The organism is Luteimicrobium sp. NPDC057192, from assembly GCF_042670205.1.
In the GTDB taxonomy this organism is placed as follows: Bacteria; Actinomycetota; Actinomycetes; order Actinomycetales; family Cellulomonadaceae; genus Luteimicrobium.
The window spans coordinates 40,874-62,240 of sequence record NZ_JBHUWD010000006.1; the positions used below are offsets into that span (position 1 = coordinate 40,874).

The window sequence follows — 21,367 nt, forward strand, 5'->3', positions numbered from 1 at the left end:
CATGACGCACACCGAGAAGAGCGCGTCGCGCTCCGGCGCGCTCGAGGTCAGGGACCTCGTCAAGGACTTCCGGGTCCGCTCCGGGATGCGCAGCTCGAAGTTCCGGGCCGTCGACCACGTGTCGTTCACGCTCGAGCCCGGGAAGACGGTGGCGCTCGTCGGAGAGTCCGGCTCCGGCAAGTCGACGGTCGCGCGCATGATCGCCAAGCTCGAGAAGCCGACGTCGGGCGAGATCCTGCTCGACGGCGAGCGCAGCGCGAACCGTGGCGTCGCCCTCATGCGGTACCGGAACGACGTGCAGATGGTCTTCCAGGACCCGTTCGCGTCGCTCAACCCGTTCCACACGGTCGGGCACCACCTCGAGAGGCCCATCAAGATCCACCACCGCGCCGAGGGCAGGGACGCGATCGAGGCCGAGATCGAGCGGCTCCTCGACCGCGTCAACCTCAACCCGCCGCGCGAGCTGGCCGCGCGCCGGCCCCACGAGCTGTCCGGCGGGCAGCGGCAACGCGTCGCGAGCGCACGCGCCCTCGCGCCGGGCGCGCGGTTCCTCGTCGCCGACGAGCCCGTGTCCATGCTCGACGTGTCGATCCGCCTCGGGCTGCTCAACATGTTCGCGCGGCTCCAGCGCGAGGAGAACCTCGGCGTCCTCTACATCACGCACGACCTCGCGACCGCCCGGCACTTCTCCGACGAGATCCTCGTCATGTACCGGGGGCAGGTCGTCGAGCGGGGGCCGTCGGACCAGGTGATCCTCGACCCGCAGCACGACTACACGAAGACGCTGCTCGCGGCCGCGCCCAACCCCGAGAACCACGGGAAGCTGCGCGAGGAGGTCCGCGCGGAGCTCGCCCGCGAGGGACTTTGAGTCTCCCCGGGCTCGTCCGCGTCGCGCGCTCGTCCGCGGCGCGCGGACGACCGGGGTCGGGGCGAGCGCGGCGGGCGAGCGCGACGGGGGGACGACGAGGACCGGGACGAGCGAGCCGGGCGCGATGGGGGTGGCCCCTCAGGACCGTCGCGCGCCTCTGCGGCGGGCCGTGACGAGCACCGCGAGGGTCGCGGCGCAGAGCGCGGCGAGCAGGACGAGTCCCCGGGCCGGCGCGTCGACGACGAACGCCCCGGCCAGCGCGACGCCGACGCTCGCCCCGAGCTGCCGGGTCGCGCTGAAGAGCCCGCTCGCCCGTCCGGCCGCGCCGGGCGGCGCGAGGCCGATGACGAGCGCGACGAGCGAGGGCAGGGCGAACGACGTCCCGAACCCGAGCGCCCCGAGCGCGCCGAGCAGGACGGCGAACCCGCCTGACCGGTCCAGTCCCTCGTCCTGGACGGCGGCCGCGAGCGCGAGGCCGCCCGCCACGAGAAGACCCATGCCGAGGAGGAGCGGCGGCCACGGCCCGTGGCGCACGACGAGCCTGCCCGTGAGCAGGGGGTTCACCGCGAACGGGACGGTCATGGGAAGGAAGGCGAGTCCGGTCTCGAGCGGGGTGAGCGTCGTCTGGCGGGTGAGGACGAGCGGGACCACGAACAGCACGCCCGCGAGCGTCGCGTTCACGACGGCTCCCGAGACGAGCGCGGGCGCGAGCCCGGGGCCGCGGACGAGGAGCGGCGCGTCGGACCGGGCGTCGAGCCGGACGAGCGCGAGGACCGCGACGCCCGTGCCGGCGAGCGAGCACGCGCCGTGAACGACCTCGCCCGCACCGGACGCGATCACCGCGTCGGTGCCGAGGGCCAGTGCCGCCACGGCGGCGAGCTGGGCGCCCCAGGCGGCCGGTCGGCGGACACGCGGCTGCGGTCCGGCCGCGGGCTCGCGCCGTCCCGCGTCGTGCGGAGAGCGCCGTGCCGGGCGGCCTCCGACGAGCGCGCACGTGAGCGCCGCGAGGGGAGCATTGACCAGGAACACCGCGCGCCAGCCGCCCGCCGCGACGAGGAAGCCACCCACGACGGGCCCCGCCGCGACGGCTGCCCCGCTGACGGCGGCCCACACGGACACGGCGCGCGCCCGGCGGGCGGGGTCGGGGTAGAGGTCGGCGATCATCGCCATCGACGCGGGCACGCACACGGCCGCCGCGACGCCCAGGACGGCACGGAGCGTGACCAGCGCGGCGAGGCTCGGCGCGGCGGCGCACGCGAGCGAGCCGAGCCCGAACGCGACGACCCCGACCGTGAAGACGCGCCGCGCACCGAAGCGGTCGGCAGCGGCGCCCGCGGAGAGCAGCGCCGCCGCGAACGTCACCGTGTACGCCGTGACGACCCACTGGAGGCCCGCCGTCGACGGGTGCAGCGAGCGGGCGAGGTCCGGCTCCGCGACGGCCAGCACCGTCATGTCGAGCAGGACCATGAAGTACCCGAGCGCGACGCCGACCAGACGCCGCGCGGCGCCGGCCGCTGTGGGCGCAGGGTGGGCTGGGAGAGCACTCGCGGGAGCGCTGGTGGGGACGTCGTCGAGGCGCATGGGGGCGGCTCCGATGGTGGGCGAGCGGACGGTCGGCCCTAGGCTCGACCCGCGTGGCCGCAGGCTCCACCGGCAGCCCCGAACGCGTCGTTCGGTCAGGCCGAACGAGGGGGGCGAGCGGGAGGTGCCGGGCCTCGGGACGGGTGTCCGACGGCCGGACCGCCCGGGGCCACGAGCATGATGGGCTCCGGAGGCACGAGGGTCCCGGGGCGGACGACGCATCGAGGCCGAGAATCGGGCGGGAGGCACGCGTGGAGCTGCGGCAGCTGAGGACGTTCGAGGCGGTGCTGCGGCACGGCACGGTCACCGACGCGGCGGTCGCGCTCGGACTCGCGCCGTCGTCGGTCTCGGAGCAGGTGCGTGCGCTCGAGCGGTCCCTCGGCGTCGCGCTCTTCGCGCGCCGGCCGGACGGCATGCACCCGACCGGGGCCGGGGAGCGCCTGAGCGCGTGGTCACGCCGGATCCTGGGCGACGTCGAGGCTGCGCGGCGGGACGTCGCCACGACGCCGCCCGCCGTCCGGCTCGGCGCGCTCGAGACGATCGCCGCGACGTACGTCCCGCGGGTCGCGCGGCGGATCGCGGCGACGAGGCCCGGGCTGGACGTCGCGCTGACGTCGTCGGTCTCGCGCGCGGCACTGTTCGACGGCGTCCTCGGGGGCACGCTCGACGCGGCGCTCGTCCTCGACACCGACGGTCCGCTGGGCGAGCTCGGGTACCCGGTGCCGGCGGAAGCCCTCGAGCACGTGGACGTCGAACCGGTGCCGCTCGCCCTCGTGTCGGCCCCCGGACATCCCCTCGCCGGCGCTCCCGCTCTCCGGCCCGAGGACGTACGCGGCGAACGGCTCCTCGTGAACGTCCCCGGGTGCTCGTTCCGGTACGCGGGCGAGCGCCTGCTGGGCGAGCACGTCGACCGGGTCGAGGCGGGCGGCGTGCCCGTGCTCCGCGCCTGGGCGGCCCAGGGGCTCGGGCTCGCGCTCCTGCCGGAGTTCGCGGTCGCCGACGAGGTCACGGCCGGACGCCTCGTCCGGCTCGACCTCGACGTGCCTGCCCTCGTGCTGCGGCTCGTGTTCCGCACCGGCTCCGACGCCGACGGCGACCTGCGGGCGCTCCTCTACGCGGTGGTCGCCCCCGACACGCTCTAGCCTCGGTGGTGTGCCAGCCCAGTACCTGAGGATCGCCGGCGCGGACGCCGCGACCTCGAACGCCGTCCGCCGCTCGCTCGTCGAGCTCAGACGTCAGATGCAGATCCCGGACGACTTCCCGCCCGACGTCGTCGCCGAGGCGACGCAGGCCGCCGCACGCGACCTGATCGCCGACCCGGACCGCGTCGACCTGCGTGCGCTGCCGTTCTGCACCATCGACCCGCCGGGCTCGATGGACCTCGACCAGGCGATGGTGATCGAGCGGTCCGACGGAGCGGACGCCGGAGGGTTCGTCGTGCACTACGCGATCGCCGACGTGGCGTCGTTCGTCATGCCGGGCGGCCCGGTGGACACGGAGTCGCACGCGCGCGGCACCACCCTGTACGGGCCCGACGAGCGCACCCCGCTCCACCCGGCCGTGCTGTCCGAAGGTGCGGCGAGCCTCCTGCCCGACGCCGACCGGCCCGCCGTCGTGTGGCGGATCGTCCTGGACGCGCGCGGCGAGATCGTCGAGGGGACCGCTGACGCGCCCGGCGTCACGGTGCGCCGCGGTGTCGTGCGTTCCGTCGCCCGGCTCGGCTACGAGGAGGCGCAGGCCGCGCTCGACGGGGCTGCGGCGTCGTCGGGAGGGGCGCCGTCGGGAGGCGCGCCGTCGGGCGGGCCGGTGGGCGCGACGTGGCCCGTGGGCGTCCGCGAGACGATCGCGCTGCTCCGCGAGGTCGGGACGCTGCGGCAGGAGCGTGAGCGTGAGCGCGGGGGAGTCTCCCTCGACGTGCCCGAGCAGGTCGCCGTCACCCACGACGACGGCACCATCACGATCGAGCTGCGCTCCACCCTGCCCGTCGAGGGCTGGAACGCCCAGATCTCCCTGCTCACCGGCATCGCGGCGGCTCGGCTCATGCGGGCCGGCGGCGTCGGGATCCTGCGCACCCTGCCGCCCGCCGACCCCCGCGACGTCGCCCGGCTGCGCCGCACCGCGCGCGCCCTCGGCATCGACTGGCCGGAGGACGAGCCGTACGGCGAGCTGCTCCGCCGCCTCGACTCCGCGCAGCCGCACCACGCCGCGTTCCTCACCGAGGCGACGAGCCTGTTCCGCGGGGCGTCGTACCTGGCGTTCGGGGGCAAGGACCTCCCGGGGATCGACGCCGTCCCGGCCGACGACGGCGCCGCGCACGCCGCGATCGCCGCCGAGTACGCGCACGTCACCGCGCCGCTGCGGCGGCTCGTCGACCGGTACGGGACCGAGGCGTGCCTCGCCACCACGGCCGGTGCCGCCGTCCCCGCCTGGGTGCTCGACGGGCTCGCGGGCCTGCCGAAGCTCATGTCGCGGGCCGGGCAGAAGGCCGGGTCGTTCGAGCGCGCGTGCCTCGACACCCTCGAGGCGGCGCTCGTCGTCGACCGGGTGGGGGAGATGTTCGACGGCGTCGTCGTGGACGTCGACGACCGCCCCGCCAAGCCCGCCGAGGGCACGCCGCCCGGTGGGGGCCCGCGGCGGGCCGAAGACGCGCAGCCGGACGCGCACCCGCAGCCCGGCAACGGGTCTCCGAGCGCTGAAGCATCGGCCGAGGCCGAGGCCGAGGCCGAGGCTGAGGCCGGGGCCGGGGCCGGGGCCGGGGCCGGGGCCGGGGCCGGGGCCGGGGCCAGAGCCGGAGCCGCGACCGGCGCACCGGGCGTCCGCGGCCGGCGGGGGCAGGTCGTGGTGGCCCGACCCGCGCTCCGCGCTCCGGTCACGGGCGCGGCCCTGCCGCTCGGCGACCCCGTTCGTGTCCGCCTCGTCGAAGCGTCGATCGAGGCGCGCCGGGTGGCGTTCGTCCTCGACCCCGCCGACGGCGACGGTGCCTCCGCCGACGGTGACGCGCCCGGGACGACGGGGGACCTGTCGTGACGCCGCGCCGCCGCACCGCGCCCGACGCCGGCCGGGCCGCGATCGCGTCCTGGCGCGCAGCGCTCGCCGACGGCACCGAGCCGGTGCGGGCCGACGTCGCGACGGCGGTCCGCTTCACGCTCGAGGAGCTCGCCGACGTCGCACCCGGCCACGCCGTCGAGGTGCGCGTGCCCCCGTGGGGTGCGGTCCAGGCGATCGAGGGCCCCCGCCATACGCGGGGAACCCCGCCGAACGTCGTCGAGACCGACCCGGCCACCTGGTTCGGCCTGGTCACCGGCTCGCTCGGCTGGGACGAGGCGTCCGCCGACGGTCGTGTCCGCGCCTCGGGGGAGCGGGCCGCCGAGGTCGCCCGGTGGCTCCCGCTCCAGGCTGCTCGCCCGCGATAGCGCTCGAGCTGCTGCTCGCACGGGACGGAGTGCTTCAGGCAACGGCCGAGGCGCTCAACCCGACGCTCACAACCCGAGGCTCACAACCCGAGGCTCACGACCCGAGGCTCACGACCCGAGGCTCACGACCCGAGGCGCACAACCGACGCTCAGAACGGTGGCGGCCCCTCGGCGTCGGGTGGGGCCGGGAGGTCGAGGGCCGGTCGGCTGCGGTGTCGGCGTCCGGTGGGAGAGGTCCAGGTGAGGGTGCCGTCGGTGCCGGTCTGGTGGACGTCCCATCGGGTGCCGTGCTTGAGGCGGTGGTGGGTGCGGCACAGGTGGGCGAGGTTGGTGGCGTCGGTCGTGCCACCGCTCACGTAGGCGGTCGTGTGGTCGACGTCGCAGCGGTCGGCGGCGCGGGAGCAGCCGGGGAACCGGCACGTCTGGTCGCGCAGGCGCAGGTAGGCGCGCAGGTCTGCAGGTACGACGTAGGTGTCGCGTCCGATGGCGAGCACCGCACCGGTGTGGGGGTGGGTCAGGACGCGCCGGAACGAGGGCGCGTGGGCGGCCAGGACGGTGGCGGTGTGGTCGTCGATGGGCCCGTACCCGTCGAGGTGCGCGACGTCGGGCGGACGTTCGACGACCGGGTGATCGGGTCCATCTCTCCCGGCGGCTGCGTCGTCTTGGTCGGTGGGGTCGGTGAGATCGGTGGGGTCGTCGTCCGTGCTCGCGAGGGCGCGCAGGAGAGTCACGACCGCGACGGTCACGGTGACGTGCGGGACGATGCCGCGCGCGAGGCGGGCGATCGTGGCGCGGGTCGCTGCGATGCGTGGGGGAGAGTCGTCCGGTTCGATCAGGGTGGTTCTGAGGTGCTCGAGCCGGTCCCGGGCCTCGGCCCGCCACCGGTCGTCGCGGGATGAGGCCCCTGTGCGCCGGTCGCTCGTCTTCGCGTGGGGCCTGTCACCTGGGCCGTCGACGTCCGCGGGCACGGCACCGCCGGCCGCGGGTGGTGCGGGATCGGTGACGTCGACGTCGAGCGCAGCGGGGTCGAGGGTCGCAGCGGTGACGAGGGTGTGGTCGAGGGTGCCGTCGTCGAGGAGGAGGGCGGCCAGGACGTCGGCGCGCAGCTGGTCGGTGGTGCGGGACTCGTCGGGCTCTCGGAGCGTGTCCACGGCCCGGTCGAGGCGGTCCCAGGCGGCGCACGCGGTGGCGGCGGGCAGGTAGGCGGTGAGGAACGCCATGCCGTCGCGGGCGGGCTCGATCCGGACCGACCGGTGGGTGGCGGCCCGCTGGTGCCGGGCGCCCACGGGTTCAGCGAGGCGGCGTTCCCGCACCCGCTGGACGTGCCGTCCGAACCTCCCGGGTGGCATGGTCGTGGCGCAGGGCAGGGTCTCCGTCTCGATCGTGTGCCGGTCGGCGGGGTCGAGGTCGGCTGTGTGCTCGACCAGGGCCTGGGCGTGCCGGTAGGACACCGTCCCGGCCCGCATCCCGGCGACCGTCGCCGGCAGCCCACCGACCAGGACCTGCGCTTCGTCGAACAACCGTGCCGCGGTGCGTTCGTGGACCGACAGGGTGGTCGCGACGTCGGCGACCAGCGCGCGGTGCGCGAGCTCGACCCCGTCCGAGTTCGACCAGACGTCTGCGGCGAGCTCCGGGGCGAGGATCGCTTGTGGGTCGGCGGCGACCATGCGCCGCGCGGCTTCCAGCAGCTCGGTGCGCCACGCGGTCGCCGACCGGATCAACCCTTCCACGTCACCCAGCGCACCGACGATCTCGGCCACCGTGGCTCCGGCTTGCGCGTCCGGGAGGACCGCCTGCTCGGGCGGCGCGACGAGGTCCGCACCCGTCCGCACCGCCGTCGTCGTCATGCCCTCAGTCAACACCGAGCCACCGACACTCGCTCGAACAGGTGTTCGAGTATCCCGCGCTTGCCTGCCCGCCCTCTCGTGCGGCCGCCCCCACCGGGCTCGCGAGCGCGACGCGTCGGCGCACTCGCCACCGCTCGCGGAGCGTCCGGCGGGGCGACCGACCTGCCTCCCGGGTGCGGAACCGGCCGTCGTCGGGCAGCGTGTGGCGCGGGGTGACGCCGCGTTCACAGCCCGTTCATCACGGCGACACGAGCGTGCCCTGTGATGACGACGACGTCCGGTACCACCACGACCGCACGTCGCCGTGCGGTTCGGGCGCCGCCCGAGCACGCGAGACAGCTCGACACACCGAGGAGTCAACGTGGACGGTCAGCACAGCTGGAGGAGGGTCGCCGCGCTGAGCGCGACGGCGGCCCTCGTGGTCACGGGCGGGGGAGCGGCCGCGTGGGCTGCCACGGGCGGGGGTGACGGCCCGACGGCGCAGGCTGCGGCCGCCTCGCACGTCGTGATCTCGGAGGCGTACCTGTCGGGCGGCAGCGCGAACGCGCCGTACACGACGAAGTTCGTCGAGCTCTTCAACCCGACGAGCAAGGCCGTGAGCGTGGACGGGTGGTCGGTCCAGTACCGGCCGGCCACGGGGACGGGCGCGTCGACGTCGACGGTCGCCCTCGCCGGCAGCATCGCGGCGGGCGGCCACTACCTGGTCGCGGGCGGGTCCAACGGCGCGACGGGCGCGGCCCTCCCGACGCCGGACGCGTCCGGCGCCGCGCTCAACCCGTCCGGTTCGGCCGGGACGATCGCCCTCGCCTCGACGACCGACAAGCTCACCCTCCCGGCGGGTTCGGTGACGGGGGACGTCGCGACCGCGGCGCACGTCGTGGACCTGGTCGGCTACGGCACGTCCAACACCTTCGAGGGGCACCCGGTCACCGGGCTGCCGGGCAACTCGACGCCGAGCTCGCTGCAGCGCGCCGGCGACGGCGCCACCGACACCGACGACAACGCCGCCGACCTGACCGTCGGCTCGACGGTCACCCCGCAGAACACGGGCGACGACACGACCCCGACCGACCCGCCCACGGACCCGCCGACCGGCGGCACGACCGCGACGATCGCCGAGGTCCAGGGCACCACGGACACGAGCCCGTACGTCGGCAAGACGGTCACGACGCGCGGCGTCGTGACGGCGGCCTACCCGACGGGCGGCTACAACGGTCTCTACATCCAGACGCCGGGCACGGGCGGCGACGTCGACCTCGCGACGCACCACGCGTCCGACGGCCTGTTCGTCTACTCGACCAAGGCGGCCGGCGACCTGAAGCCGGGGCAGTACGTCGAGGTCACGGGCACCGTCTCGGAGTACTCGGGGCTGACCGAGCTGTCCGCGACGACGTGGTCCGTCCTGCCCGACGCCGTCCCCGCGGTCAAGCCCGCGACGGTCGCCTTCCCGCAGACCGACGTCCAGCGCGAGAGCCTCGAGGGCATGCTCGTCGCCCCGGCCGGGCACTACGTCGTCGCCGACAACTACGACACGAACTACTACGGGTCGTTCCTGCTCGCGGCGGGCGACAAGCCGTTCGTCCAGCCGACGCAGGCCGGCCGCCCGGGCAGCGCCGAGGCGCAGGCCGCGGTGACCGACCGCGCCGCGCGCGGGGTCGTCCTCGACGACGGCGCGACGACCAACTACTCGAGCGCCGCGAACACGAGCAAGCCGCTCCCGTACCTCACAGGCGGCAAGCCGGCCCGCGTGGGGGCACAGGTCACGTTCACGACGCCCGTGATCCTCGACTACCGGTACGACGCCTGGGCCTTCGAGCCGCTCGCCCAGCTCACGCCGGACGTCGCGGACGCCGTCCAGCCGGTGATGTTCGAGAACACCCGCACGGACGCCCCGAAGGTCGCGGGCACCCTGCACGTGTCGAGCTTCAACGTCCTCAACTACTTCACGACGACGGGCGACCAGCTCTCCGGCTGCCAGCCGTACACGGACCGCGAGGGCAACCCGATCACGGTGAAGACGGGCTGCAACGCCCGCGGGGCGTGGGACGCGGCGAACCTGCAACGTCAGCAGACCAAGATCGTCAACGCGATCAACGGCCTGGGCGCGGACGTCGTGTCGCTCGAGGAGATCGAGAACTCGCTGACGACGGACGGCGAGAACCGCGACGCGTCGCTCGCGAAGCTCACCGACGCGCTCAACGCGGCGGCAGGCGCCGGGACGTGGAAGTACGTGCCGTCCCCGGCGAACCTCCCGGCGGACGAGGACGTCATCCGCGTCGCGTTCATCTACAAGCCCGAGGTCGTCAAGCCGGTCGGGGCCTCGCAGCTCCTCGTCGGGTCCGCGGCGTTCGACGGCGTCGCCCGCCAGCCGCTCGCCCAGACGTGGCGTCCGGTCGGCGGCGGGGCCAAGGCGGACGTCGTCGTGGTCTCGAACCACTTCAAGTCGAAGGGCACGTTCGACGGCGACCACCCCGGGCCCGGCGACACGGACTCGGGCGACGGCCAGGGCGCGTACAACGCGACCCGGGTGAAGGAGGCGCAGGCCACGCTCGACTTCGCGCACGCGTACGCCGAGGCGGCGAAGACCGACAAGATCCTGCTCGTCGGCGACTTCAACGCGTACGGCCAGGAGGACCCGGTCAAGGCCATCACGGACGCGGGCTACACGGACCTCGGCGCCACGACCGGCAAGCAGACGTACCTGTTCGACGGGTACGTCGGGTCGATCGACCACGCGTTCGCCTCGTCGTCGCTCGCGGGCGTCGCGAAGGCCGACATCTGGAACATCAACTCGGTCGAGCCGATCGCGAACGAGTACAGCCGGTACAACTACAACGTGTCGAACCTCTACGACACGACGCCCTTCCGGTCGTCCGACCACGACCCGATCCTCGTGGGCCTCGACCTGCCGGTGAAGTCCTCCCACGCGGACGTCAAGCTCAAGGCCCTCACCGCGAAGGCGTTCTGCTCGGCCGGGAAGGTCTACCTGTCGACGTCGGTCGTGGCGGGCGAGCCGAAGCATCCGCTCGACGTCCGCCTCACCACGTCCTACGGCGACCGGAAGTTCACCAAGGTCGCGCCACTGACGTCGGTCTCGCAGGTCTTCGCGACCGGCAAGGCCTCGATCCCGGCCGGCAACCTGACGGTGGCGGGCTACTACTGGGACGGGGCCGGGCACTACCAGGTCGACACCAAGGCCTACCCGGCCAAGGACTGCGGCTGACGCCGAGGGGAGCAGCAGGCGCCTGACCAGCGCAGGACCGGAGGTCCCAGGCGGGGCCGGTAGGGTCGGTCGACGTGAGCACCACGCCCGACCCTGCCGGCCCCGCCGCGCGTCCCGACGACGCCCGCACCACCCCCGCGGACGACGTCGCCCCGCCCGTGGGCCCCGGCTCCGAGCGTGCCGAGCCCGAGCCCGAGCCCGAGCGCGCCGAGCCCGAGCGCGAGGCCGATCCCGAGGAGCCCGTCGAGGTCGAGCTGCCCGCGGACGCGAAGGTCGAGGCGACCGACGTCGACGTCACGGAGCTCGTCGAGGGGCGCGCCCGTCGTGCCCCGCGGTACCAGAACTTCCTCAAGGCGGGCGCGCTGCTGGGCGCGGTCCTGGGTCTGGTCGTCGGCGGCCTCATGCTCTCGCGCTGGGGCGGGGCGTCGATCGACAAGCCGGGCGTCCTGTTCTCTCTCGTCGTGCTCGGAGGGATCTGCCTGGGCCTCGCGGTCTCGGGCCTCCTCGCGCTCCTCGCCGACCGCCGCAGCCTCGGCCGCCGACGCGGCTGAGGCTCCCGCGCGACACGCCGAAGTCTTCTGGCTGTCACAGTCTTGACACAGCCCCGTCATGCGGATCAGGTGGGATCACCACGCCACCTGTGCCGCTGACGTCGTGACCCTCGCGTCGCGTGCCCGGGTGGAGACCCACCGGTCACCGACAAGGAGGCATCTGTGAACAGCAGCACGACCACCCCGCCTGCCCTCACCCCTCGACGACGTCCGCGACCCGGGCGCCGTCGTCTCGTCTCGAGCGTGACGGCCGCGGCGCTCGCCGTCGGCGGAGGCGCCGTCCTGACGGCCGCGGCACCGGCGCTCGCGGCCGGGGACGCCACCACCACGCTCGACCTCCTCGCGATCAACGACTTCCACGGCCGCATCGACGCGAACACCGTGAGCTTCGCCGGGACCGTCGAGCAGCTCAAGGCGCAGAACCCCGACGGCACGCTCTTCCTGTCGGCCGGAGACAACGTGAGCGCCTCGCTCTTCGCCTCGGCGGTCCAGGACGACGCCCCGACCATCGACGTCCTGAACGCGCTCGGGCTCCAGGTCTCGTCCGTCGGGAACCACGAGTTCGACAAGGGCTACTCGGACCTCACGGGCCGCATCGACGACCGGGCGGACTGGCCGTACCTCGGCGCGAACGTCTACGAGCACGGCACGACGACGCCCGCACTGCCCGCGTACGACGTGGTCGACGTCGACGGGGTCAAGGTCGGCGTGATCGGCGCGGTCACGCAGGAGACCCCGACGCTCGTGTCGCCGTCCGGCGTCGCGACCCTCGACTTCGGCGACCCGGTCGCCGCCATCGACAAGACGGCCGACGAGCTGACGGACGGCGACCCGTCCAACGGCGAGGCCGACGTCGTCGTCGCCACGATCCACGAGGGCGCCAGCGAGGGCACGCCCGACGGCGCCACGCTCGAGCAGGAGGTCGCCGCCGGCGGCGCGTTCGCCGACATCGTCACGAAGACGAGCCCCAAGGTCGCGGCCATCTTCACGGGCCACACGCACAAGCAGTACGCGTGGGACGCGCCCGTCCCCGGTCACGCCGGCACGACGCGGCCGATCATCCAGACCGGCGACTACGGCGAGAACGTCGGGCACGTGTCGCTGACGCTCGACGCGTCGACGCACGCCGTCGAGTCGTACACGGTCCAGAACGTCGCGCGCACGACGACGCCCGCCGCGGACCTCATCGCCCGGTACCCGGCGGTCGCGAAGGTCGACGGGATCGTCAAGGACGCGCTCGCCTACGCCGACGAGGTCGGCAAGCAGCCCGTCGGCACGGTGACCTCGGACATCACGACCGCGTACACGGGCGGGACGTACGTGAAGGGGAAGTACACGCAGCCGGACCCGGCGAACCCGATCACGGGCCGTGACGATCGCGCGTCGGAGTCTGCGCTCGGCAACACGGTCGCGAACGCGCTCCGCGACACCCTCGCCGACCCCTCGCGCGGCGGCGCCGAGATCGGCGTCGTGAACCCCGGGGGCCTGCGGTCGGAGCTCTTCAAGGACACCGACGGCGTCATCACGTACGCGGAGGCGAACAGCGTCCTGCCGTTCGTCAACAACCTCTGGACCGTCACGCTCACGGGCGCGCAGTTCACGACGCTCCTCGAGCAGCAGTGGCAGACCGACGCGGGCGGCAACCGCCCGTCCCGGCCGTACCTCAACCTGGGTCTGTCCGACAACGTCACCTACACGGTCGACACGCTCGACCCGAACGCGACGCCCGGCCACCACGTGCTGAGCGTCTACGTCGACGGCAAGCCGATCGACCCGAAGGGCGAGTACCGCATCGGCACGTTCTCGTTCCTCACGTCGGGCGGCGACAACTTCCGCGAGTTCCTCGAGGGCACCGACGCGAAGGACTCCGGCCTGATCGACCGCGACGGCTGGATCGACTACCTCGGCAAGAACCAGCCGCTCGCGCCGTCGTTCGCGCGCTCGCACGTCGTCGTCGACGAGGCGCCGACAGCGACGCTCCCCGGCGACGACGCGACCGTGTCCGTGTCGAAGCTCGACCTCACCTCGCTGGGCGCCCCGCTCAACACCAAGGTCACGGCGTACCTGCGCGCGTCGGGCGCGGCCTTCGACCCGGCGAACCCGGGCGGCTCGGCCGGCAAGGCCCCGGTCACGGCCGGCGCGGCGACGGTCACCGTGAAGGTGCCGAAGAAGACGACGCCGGGTGCCTACGACGTCGTGCTCGTCGCCAAGGAGTCGGGCACCGTGGTGCGGGTGCCGCTCACGGTGAAGCGCCCCGGCCCCGACGTCGTCACGCAGGCGCCGACGGCCGTCGCGTTCTGCTCGGCCGGACAGGTCTATCTGAGTACCTCGGTCGTCAACGGGGAGGCGGACCACAAGATCGACGTCCGGCTCACCACCGCGTTCGGTGACAAGAAGTTCAGCGGCGTGGCACCGTTCACGTCCGTCTCGAACGTCTTCGCGACCGGGCAGTCGTCCGTCGCGAAGGGCAGCGTGACGATCGCCGCCTACTACTGGGACGGCGTCGGGCACTACGCGACCTCGGCCAAGGCCTACGGCGCGAAGACCTGCAAGTAGCCGCGCGGGCATGCGTCCTGCTGCTCCGGGCTGCCGGAGACACCAGGACGCGTGCCCCGCGGCCCGCGGGTCAGCGGAGCACGTCGGGTGCCGACAGCTCCGCGAGGTGGGCGTCGGTCCACCCGGCCGCCGCCCGGCAGTCCGCCGGGACCCCGGCGGCATTGAGCGCGGCGAGCGTCGGGTCGGTGGCCGCGCCGTCCTCGATGCCGGAGGCTGTCTCGCGCTGCCACCGGGCGGCTGCTGCGACGACCTCGCGCGCGCCGAGGTCGGATCCGTAGCCGTCGAGGAGCGACCTCAGGCCGCGCCGGGCCGCCGTCACGTCCGCCCGGGGGCCGAGGTCGAGCCACTGCCAGGCGGCGTGACCGAGGTCGGCCACCCGGGTGCCCGGAGCCGCGAGGTCCCAGTCCACGAAGGCGTACGGCAGCAGGGTCGTCGGACGGTAGACGGTGTTGGCGGGGCTGAGGTCGTTGTGGCACATCGTCTCGGCGTCCCCCACCAGCTCGGTGCCGGCCGTGAGGTCGTGCAGCTCCCGGACGAGTCTGCCGAGCGCACGGAGCGCGTCGCTCGTGCGGGCCCACGCCGGCACCGGCCCGCGCGGCGGCACGGCGCCCGCCAGGAACGTCAGCTCCTCGGGCGGTCCGGCGGCGACGAGGCGAGGCGCCCCGCCCCAGCCCCGCGCGCCCAGCAGCTCGAGCGTCGGGTGCGCATACGGCGACGGGGGCCGGTGGTGCGCCCGGACGACGTGGTCTCCGACCCGCCGGACCTCGGTCCGGGTCCCACCGCCCAGGGGATCGCTCATCGCCTCGATCCTACGGAGCCGGCGGCCCCCGAACACCCCCGAGTTCTTCACAACCGCTGTGTCACACTTGATACGTGGCCCCCCGCGGAGATGGACGTCTCAACCACGATCTGATGCCAGGCGAGAAGGGCCCGCAGGATGCTTGCGGGGTCTTCGGTGTCTGGGCACCCGGCGAAGAGGTCGCCAAGCTCGCCTACTTCGGGCTCTACGCGCTGCAGCACCGCGGCCAGGAGTCCGCCGGCATCGCGACGAGCAACGGTGACCAGATCCTCGTGTACAAGGACATGGGCCTCGTGTCCCAGGTCTTCGACGAGACGGCGCTGAACGCGTTGACCGGGCACATCGCCGTCGGTCACTGCCGCTACTCGACCACGGGCGGCGTGACGTGGGAGAACGCCCAGCCGACCCTCGGCCCGACGGCGTCGGGCACGGTGGCGCTGGGGCACAACGGCAACCTGACGAACACCGCGGAGCTGGTGAACCTCGTCGCCGAGCGGTACGGCGCGCAGCGCCGCGGCGAGCTCGCACGGGGCAACACCACGGACACCGCGCTGGTCACGGCCCTCCTCGCGGGCGACCAGGACCACACGCTCGAGGCCACCGCGCTCGAGGTGCTGCCGCGCCTGCGCGGCGCCTTCAGCCTCGTCTTCATGGACGAGCGCACCCTCTACGCCGCGCGCGACCCTCAGGGGGTCCGCCCGCTGGTCCTGGGCCGCCTGGAGCGCGGCTGGGTCGTGGCGTCCGAGACGCCGGCCCTCGACATCGTCGGTGCGTCGTTCGTCCGCGAGGTCGAGCCGGGCGAGCTCATCGCGATCGACGCCGACGGCCTCCGGTCGACCAAGTTCGCCGAGGTGGAGCGCGCGGGCTGCATCTTCGAGTACGTCTACCTCGCCCGCCCCGACACGTCGATCAACGGCAAGTCCGTGCACGCGAGCCGCGTCGAGATGGGCCGCGAGCTCGCGCGCGAGCACCCCGTCGAGGCCGACCTCGTCATCCCGGTCCCCGAGTCGGGCACGCCGGCCGCCGTCGGGTACGCGCAGGAGTCGGGCATCCCGTTCGGGCAGGGCCTGACCAAGAACGCGTACGTGGGCCGCACCTTCATCCAGCCGTCGGACACGCTCCGCCAGCTCGGCATACGGCTCAAGCTCAACCCGCTGCGCGAGGTGATCCGCGGCAAGCGGCTCGTCGTGGTGGACGACTCGATCGTCCGCGGCAACACGCAGCGCGCCCTCGTCCGGATGCTCCGCGAGGCGGGCGCCGCCGAGGTGCACGTCCGCATCAGCTCGCCGCCCGTGAAGTGGCCGTGCTTCTACGGCATCGACTTCGCGTCGCGCGCCGAGCTCATCGCGAACGGCCTCAGCGCCGACGAGATCGCCGCGTCGCTCGGCGCCGACTCGCTGGGCTACATCTCGATGGAAGGCCTCATCGCCGCCACCGAGCAGCCCGCCTCGCAGCTGTGCACGGCGTGCTTCAGCGGCAAGTACCCGATCGAGCTGCCACCGGCCGACCAGCTCGGCAAGCACCTGCTCGAGCAGGACGCGCTGCCCCTCGGCGCCCCCGAGGACGGCCTCCTGTCGCTGTCGGTGGGCTCGGGCGGTTCGAACGCGCTCGACCACCCGTGAACCCGTGACCTCCGGTCCCTTCCTCTCGCGTCCCTCGGGACGTCACGTCGTCGTGCGGGTCCTGCCGCCATGCCGACGCCACGACAGCCGAACTTCCGCAACCCCTGGAGATCCCCTGTGACCGATGGTCTGACCTACGCCGCCGCGGGCGTCGACACGGAGGCCGGCGACAAGGCCGTCGAGCTCATGAAGGACGCCGTGCGCCGCACGCACGGCCCGCAGGTCCTCGGGGGCGTCGGCGGCTTCGCGGGCCTCTACGACGCGCAGGAGCTCACGCGCTACCGGCACCCGCTGCTCGCGACGTCGACGGACGGCGTCGGGACGAAGGTCGCGATCGCGCAGGCGCTCGACGTGCACGACACGATCGGCTTCGACCTCGTCGGCATGGTCGTCGACGACATCGTCGTGGTGGGGGCCAAGCCCCTGTTCATGACGGACTACATCGCGTGCGGCAAGGTCGTCCCGGAGCGCATCGCGGACGTCGTGCGCGGGATCGCGGCGGCCTGCGAGGTGGCCGGCACGGCGCTCGTGGGCGGCGAGACCGCGGAGCACCCCGGCCTGCTCGGGCCCGACGAGTACGACGTCGCGGGCGCCGCGACGGGCGTCGTCGAGGCGGACGCCCTGCTTGGCCCCGACCGCGTGCGCCCCGGTGACGTGCTCATCGGTCTCGCGTCGTCCGGCCTGCACTCGAACGGGTTCTCGCTCGTGCGGGCCGTCGTGAAGCACGCGGGGTGGGAGCTGGACCGGCACGTCGAGGAGTTCGGCAAGACGCTCGGCGAGGAGCTGCTCACCCCGACGCGCGTGTACGCGAGCGACTGCCTCGCGCTCGCCGCCGACGACGCCGCGGACGTGCACGCCTTCACCCACGTCACCGGGGGTGGCCTCGCGGCGAACCTGGCGCGCGTCCTGCCGCAGGGGACCGTGGCGACGGTCGACCGGGCGTCGTGGGAGGTGCCGGCGGTCTTCCGGACGGTCCGCGACCTCGGCAACGTGCCTCAGCGCGACCTGGAGAACACGCTCAACCTGGGTGTGGGCATGGTCGCGATCGTCGGCGCAGACGGTGCGGACGCGGCCCTGGCCCGCTGCGAGGCGCTGGGGCTCCCGGCGTGGGTGCTGGGTACCGTGGACGCGCTCGACCCGACGGCGACGACGGGGGAGGACCTGGTCACGGGTACCAAGGGAGTCCACGCGGGAGCGGTGCGGATGACCGGGAGCTACCGAGGCTGAGCACCGGGAGAGCGGCCCGCGAGAAGCTGCTCCGAGGTGACGCCGCCCGCCGACCGGCGGACGGCGTCACCTGACGGAGGTGTTCAGCGCTCGTCGTTCCAGTCGTTGTAACTGTCCCGGAGGTCGTCGTCGTTCGACTCGAACCTCGAGTCGGTGGCGACGTCGGTGTGCGAAGAACTGCCACCGAGCTCGCGTTCGAGCGCGTGGTAGTTCGTCTCGGGGCTGTAGTACTTCAATCGACGAGCGACCTTGGTCTGCTTCGCCTTCTGACGGCCGCGTCCCATATGGCTCGACCCCCTCAACGTGAAAGCCAGGGCAGGCGACGCGCAGACGCGTGCGGCCCTGGTGATGTCTCGTCTGTCCAGTGCACAACGGTACATGGTCCGGGGCCGTTCCAGCCACTCGCGCCCCGGGCGGGTCGCGTGGCGGGGTACCCCGATGCGGCTTTCGACCCGGAAGAGCCGCTGGTCCGCAGGGTCCGGCTCGCTCGACGTGTCCGACATCACGCACGCGCGCCGTTCTTCCCGCTCGTGACGTCGTCGGCTCATTTCACCCATCGTCCGAGTAGTCGACTTTGCGCGGACTGTCATCATGGAAGGGAGATGTGGCGTCGTCCAGAGGGCGTCCGGCACCCTGTCGGACCGCGCGGCGCCCGGTGGAGGTGGAGCATGACTGCACACGGCATGCAGGGCGAGCCCGAGGTCCTCCTGACCCCGGCCGAGGTCGCGAGCCTCTTCCGTGTCGACCCCAAGACGGTCACGCGGTGGGCCAAGGCGGGGAAGCTCTCCTACATCCGGACGCTCGGTGGCCACCGGCGCTATCCCGAGGCCGAGGTGCGCGCCCTGCTGGGCGCCGCGACCACGTCGGACGACGACGCCAAGAAGGACTGATCGCGAGCTGACGGCGCGCCCGGCGCCCGCCGCGCCGGGCGGGCACGGGCCGCCGGCCTGGGTGCGGACGGCCGCAGCCTTCCCGGAGCGGGGGAGCGCTCAGCGTCGGCGCAGGACGGCCCGCGCGCCGAGGGCGAGCACGGCGACGCCGACGCCGACGAGCACCTTGACGTTGCGCGCCCTGCTCTCCTGCCGCGGCATCCCGTCCCCGGTGAAGAGCCCGGCCGTGTCCGTCGCCGCCTGCTTGGTCGAGGCCGCGAAGCGTGAGGCCTGAGCCCGGGGGTCGAGGTGCGCGGAGAGCTCGTCGACGGTGCTCGCGAGCTCGGCGCGGGCCTGGGCGAGCTCCTCCTGGAGCTGGGTCTCCTTGGTGCTCATCGGGCACCACCTCCCTTGAGCGCGGCGATGTCCTGCTTGAGGCTCTCGACGGTCTCGTCGGTCTGGGGGACGCCCCGCTGGAGCGCCTTGACGCCGACGAACGCGAGCGCGCCCACGATGATCAGCAGCCCGGCGGCCGTGAGGAGCGCGGCGAGCCAGTCCACGAAGACGTGGGTGAGCCCGAGGTACCCGGCGAAGACCAGGTACACGAGGATGAAGAACCCGAGCACGCCCGCGACGAGGAGCAGCGCGATACCGATCCCGGCGTTCTTGGCCTTCGCGACGAGCTGCGCCTTGGCGAGCTCGATCTCGGTGCGTGCGATGCGGGTGACCTGCTCGGTGGCCTTCTCGACGAGCCGCCCGAGCGACGGTCGTTGCTCCGAGGCCGGTCGACCGTCGTCCCAGTCGCTCATGCGCCCTCCCTCTCCCTCGCCCGCGGAGTCGTCGACGTGCACAGCGGGCCCAGCACGAGACTATCGACTGCGCAGGTCGGGCGCAGGACAGGCGGGTGTGGCGCGAACCACCGGGGAGCATCGGGCCGGGAACGGCGAAGGACCCCCGGGATGTCCCCGAGGGTCCTTCTGCGGTGGCTCCGACCGGCGTCGATCCGGTGACCTTTCGATTTTCAGTCGAACGCTCTACCAACTGAGCTACAGAGCCCTGACGGAAACACCCGGACGCGTCCTTCGACGTGACCGGGTGTCGCTGTCGAGCGACCCTGACGGGACTTGAACCCGCGACCTCCGCCGTGACAGGGCGGCGCGCTAACCAACTGCGCTACAGGGCCTGGTGGTGATCCGCTCCGTGAAGCGAACCGAGAGGATCGTATCCCACCGAGGCGCCGATCCCGAAATCCGGTCCCGGCCCCCCGGTGAACGAGCCGCTCACGTACCCCCAACGGGATTCGAACCCGTGCTACCGCCGTGAAAGGGCGGGGTCCTAGGCCGCTAGACGATGGGGGCTCAGGGACGACGGCAAGTGTAGCGGGCTGGGAGGATGGGCGGGTGGTGGAGATGACGCGCGCCGAGTTCGAGGACGCCGTGCGGGACGCTCTCGACGCGATCCCGCGCGACCTCGCCGCCCAGATCGAGAACGTCGTCGTGCTGGTGGAGGACGACGCCCCCGCGGACGACCCGGAGCTGCTGGGCCTCTACGAGGGCACACCCCTGACGGAGCGGGGCACGTGGTGGGCGGCGGGCGCGCTGCCCGACCGCATCACGATCTACCGCAACCCCACGCTCGCCATCTGCGACACCCGCGAGGACGTGGTCGAGGAGGTCGTGGTGACGGTCGTCCACGAGGTCGCGCACTACTTCGGGATCGACGACGCCCGCCTCCACGACCTCGGCTGGGCCTGAGCCCGGTCAGGCCGGGTGAGCCTGACGAGCCTCCCAAGCGGATCCCACCATCTGGTCCAGGGTGTGCCGCATCTTCCAGTCGAGGTCGCGCGCGGCGGCCTCGCCCGACGCGACGATGCGGGCGGGGTCGCCGGGGCGCCGGGGTGCGACGTCGGGCGTGAACTCGATGCCGGTGACGCGGGCCATGGCGTCCATGATCTGGCGCACGGAGACGCCGTCGCCGGAGCCCAGGTTGTAGACGGGCTGGAGCTCGCGGCCCGCCTCGAGGGCCTGGGCGGCGGCGACGTGCGAGACGGCGAGGTCGGCGACGTGCACGTAGTCGCGGACGCAGGTCCCGTCGGGGGTGGCGTAGTCGGTGCCGTTGATGCGGGGCGTCCGGCCGGCGGCGAGGGCGTCGAGGACGAGCGGGAAGAGGTTGTGGGGGCTGGTGTCGTAGAGGTCGGGGGTGCCGGAGCCCACGACGTTGAAGTAGCGCAGCGAGGCGTGGCGGAACGGGGCGCCGCCGGTGGCGGCGGCTGCCCGTGCCTCGTCGGCGAGCAGCCACTCGCCGATGAGCTTGGACTCGCCGTACGGGGACTCGGGGTGCGTCTCGGTCGCCTCGGTGACGAGGTCGACGTCGGGCGTGCCGTAGGTGGCCGCGGAGGACGAGAACACGATCTGGGTGACGCCGGTCTGCGCCATGGCGTCGAGCAGGCTGACGGTGCCGGTCACGTTCTGCGTGTAGGTGTGCCGCGGGCGCTTGACGGACTCGCCCGCGTACTTGAACCCGGCGAGGTGCACGACGCCGGTGACGCCGTGGTCGCGCATCGTGGCGACGAGCGTGTCGGTGTCGAGGATCGAGGCCTCGACGAACGGTACGGCGGGTGCGGTGCCGGTGCCGTCGGGCACGAACGCCCGGTGCCCCGAGGACAGGTCGTCCACGACGACGGGCTCGATGCCCGCCTCCACGAACGCGCGCACCACATGGGATCCGATGTAGCCGGCACCGCCGGTCACGAGCCACGTCATGCCCGACACGCTAGCGGACGGGGCGGAGCGGCCTCGGGGTGCGCGCTGT

At 73.5% G+C, this 21,367-nt stretch carries 18 protein-coding genes and 3 tRNA genes; 11 read left to right on the forward strand and 10 right to left on the reverse strand.

The genetic code is table 11. The features are described from left to right. Position 1: 1 nt before the first annotated feature. Entirely contained in the window at positions 2 to 868 is an 867-nt protein-coding gene (locus tag ACFT5B_RS04835; protein ID WP_386796849.1) for an ABC transporter ATP-binding protein, read from the forward strand. Between the two features lie 138 nt (positions 869 to 1,006). On the opposite strand, the gene ACFT5B_RS04840 is transcribed toward ACFT5B_RS04835, so the two are convergent. Then, entirely contained in the window at positions 1,007 to 2,449 is a 1,443-nt protein-coding gene (locus tag ACFT5B_RS04840; RefSeq protein ID WP_386796850.1) for an MFS transporter, read from the reverse strand. Between the two features lie 251 nt (positions 2,450 to 2,700). Here ACFT5B_RS04840 and ACFT5B_RS04845 point away from each other — a divergent pair, with 251 nt between their 5' ends. From ACFT5B_RS04845 to ACFT5B_RS04855, 3 genes are read left to right on the forward strand one after another with little or no spacing between them, the layout of a single operon-like run. Further along, entirely contained in the window at positions 2,701 to 3,591 is an 891-nt protein-coding gene (locus ACFT5B_RS04845) for a LysR family transcriptional regulator (protein WP_386796851.1), read from the forward strand. A 10-nt stretch (positions 3,592 to 3,601) separates the two neighbouring features. Beyond that, complete coding sequence (locus ACFT5B_RS04850) at positions 3,602 to 5,476, forward strand: RNB domain-containing ribonuclease (RefSeq protein WP_386796852.1); 1,875 nt, start codon at positions 3,602 to 3,604, stop codon at positions 5,474 to 5,476. Continuing rightward, the gene (locus ACFT5B_RS04855; protein ID WP_386796853.1) at positions 5,473 to 5,862 is read left to right on the forward strand and encodes a sterol carrier family protein; all 390 of its coding nucleotides are present in this window, start codon (positions 5,473 to 5,475) and stop codon (positions 5,860 to 5,862) included. Before ACFT5B_RS04850 ends, ACFT5B_RS04855 begins: the two co-directional genes overlap by 4 nt. A 149-nt stretch (positions 5,863 to 6,011) precedes the next feature. Here the strand turns inward: ACFT5B_RS04855 and ACFT5B_RS04860 are convergent, their stop codons facing one another. After that, the gene (locus ACFT5B_RS04860; protein ID WP_386796854.1) at positions 6,012 to 7,709 is read right to left on the reverse strand and encodes a DUF222 domain-containing protein; all 1,698 of its coding nucleotides are present in this window, start codon (positions 7,707 to 7,709) and stop codon (positions 6,012 to 6,014) included. Positions 7,710 to 8,070: 361 nt separating this feature from the next. Here ACFT5B_RS04860 and ACFT5B_RS04865 point away from each other — a divergent pair, with 361 nt between their 5' ends. From ACFT5B_RS04865 to ACFT5B_RS04875, 3 genes are all read left to right on the forward strand, one after another. Continuing rightward, positions 8,071 to 10,932: an ExeM/NucH family extracellular endonuclease gene (locus ACFT5B_RS04865; RefSeq protein ID WP_386796855.1), complete on the forward strand. Its 2,862-nt coding sequence runs from the start codon at positions 8,071 to 8,073 to the stop codon at positions 10,930 to 10,932. A gap of 74 nt (positions 10,933 to 11,006) precedes the next feature. Next, on the forward strand, positions 11,007 to 11,483 hold the full coding sequence (locus ACFT5B_RS04870) for a hypothetical protein (RefSeq protein ID WP_386796856.1): 477 nt from the start codon (positions 11,007 to 11,009) through the stop codon (positions 11,481 to 11,483). A 162-nt stretch (positions 11,484 to 11,645) separates the two neighbouring features. Then, the gene (locus tag ACFT5B_RS04875) at positions 11,646 to 14,039 is read left to right on the forward strand and encodes a 5'-nucleotidase C-terminal domain-containing protein (RefSeq protein WP_386796857.1); all 2,394 of its coding nucleotides are present in this window, start codon (positions 11,646 to 11,648) and stop codon (positions 14,037 to 14,039) included. A gap of 70 nt (positions 14,040 to 14,109) precedes the next feature. Here ACFT5B_RS04875 and ACFT5B_RS04880 read toward each other — a convergent pair whose 3' ends face one another. Continuing rightward, positions 14,110 to 14,838 (reverse strand): phosphotransferase, encoded by a 729-nt coding sequence (locus tag ACFT5B_RS04880; RefSeq protein WP_386796858.1) that lies wholly within the window; start codon positions 14,836 to 14,838, stop codon positions 14,110 to 14,112. 74 nt (positions 14,839 to 14,912) lie between these two features. On the opposite strand from ACFT5B_RS04880, the gene purF reads away from it, so the two are divergent. Next, entirely contained in the window at positions 14,913 to 16,460 is a 1,548-nt protein-coding gene (gene purF / locus ACFT5B_RS04885) for an amidophosphoribosyltransferase (RefSeq protein WP_386796859.1), read from the forward strand. A gap of 69 nt (positions 16,461 to 16,529) precedes the next feature. Then, positions 16,530 to 17,687: a phosphoribosylformylglycinamidine cyclo-ligase gene (gene purM, locus ACFT5B_RS04890; protein WP_386796860.1), complete on the forward strand. Its 1,158-nt coding sequence runs from the start codon at positions 16,530 to 16,532 to the stop codon at positions 17,685 to 17,687. A gap of 83 nt (positions 17,688 to 17,770) precedes the next feature. Here the strand turns inward: purM and ACFT5B_RS04895 are convergent, their stop codons facing one another. After that, positions 17,771 to 17,971: a DUF3073 domain-containing protein gene (locus tag ACFT5B_RS04895; RefSeq protein ID WP_386796861.1), complete on the reverse strand. Its 201-nt coding sequence runs from the start codon at positions 17,969 to 17,971 to the stop codon at positions 17,771 to 17,773. A 384-nt stretch (positions 17,972 to 18,355) separates the two neighbouring features. Between ACFT5B_RS04895 and ACFT5B_RS04900 the strand changes: the two genes are divergently transcribed. Further along, positions 18,356 to 18,577 carry a BldC family transcriptional regulator gene (locus ACFT5B_RS04900; protein WP_036947462.1) on the forward strand — a complete coding sequence of 74 codons (222 nt, stop codon included), beginning with the start codon at positions 18,356 to 18,358 and terminating at the stop codon, positions 18,575 to 18,577. A gap of 99 nt (positions 18,578 to 18,676) precedes the next feature. Here ACFT5B_RS04900 and ACFT5B_RS04905 read toward each other — a convergent pair whose 3' ends face one another. The 5 genes from ACFT5B_RS04905 to ACFT5B_RS04925 form a co-directional block, all read right to left on the reverse strand. Next, positions 18,677 to 18,952, reverse strand: coding sequence for a DUF3618 domain-containing protein (locus ACFT5B_RS04905; protein WP_386796862.1), 276 nt, complete (start codon positions 18,950 to 18,952; stop codon positions 18,677 to 18,679). Then, positions 18,949 to 19,365: a phage holin family protein gene (locus ACFT5B_RS04910; RefSeq protein ID WP_386796863.1), complete on the reverse strand. Its 417-nt coding sequence runs from the start codon at positions 19,363 to 19,365 to the stop codon at positions 18,949 to 18,951. The genes ACFT5B_RS04905 and ACFT5B_RS04910 overlap by 4 nt, the downstream gene beginning before the upstream one ends. Positions 19,366 to 19,539: 174 nt before the next feature. Beyond that, positions 19,540 to 19,612 (reverse strand) — tRNA-Phe (locus ACFT5B_RS04915). Positions 19,613 to 19,665: 53 nt separating this feature from the next. Next, positions 19,666 to 19,739, reverse strand: a tRNA-Asp gene (locus ACFT5B_RS04920). A 102-nt stretch (positions 19,740 to 19,841) separates the two neighbouring features. Beyond that, positions 19,842 to 19,914: transfer RNA gene (locus ACFT5B_RS04925), tRNA-Glu, on the reverse strand. A gap of 51 nt (positions 19,915 to 19,965) precedes the next feature. Here ACFT5B_RS04925 and ACFT5B_RS04930 point away from each other — a divergent pair. Next, entirely contained in the window at positions 19,966 to 20,310 is a 345-nt protein-coding gene (locus ACFT5B_RS04930; protein WP_386796948.1) for a metallopeptidase family protein, read from the forward strand. 6 nt (positions 20,311 to 20,316) lie between these two features. Here ACFT5B_RS04930 and galE read toward each other — a convergent pair whose 3' ends face one another. Next, a complete protein-coding gene (galE, locus tag ACFT5B_RS04935; protein ID WP_386796864.1) occupies positions 20,317 to 21,318 on the reverse strand; it encodes a UDP-glucose 4-epimerase GalE in 1,002 nt (333 codons plus the stop codon). Positions 21,319 to 21,367: the final 49 nt, after the last annotated feature.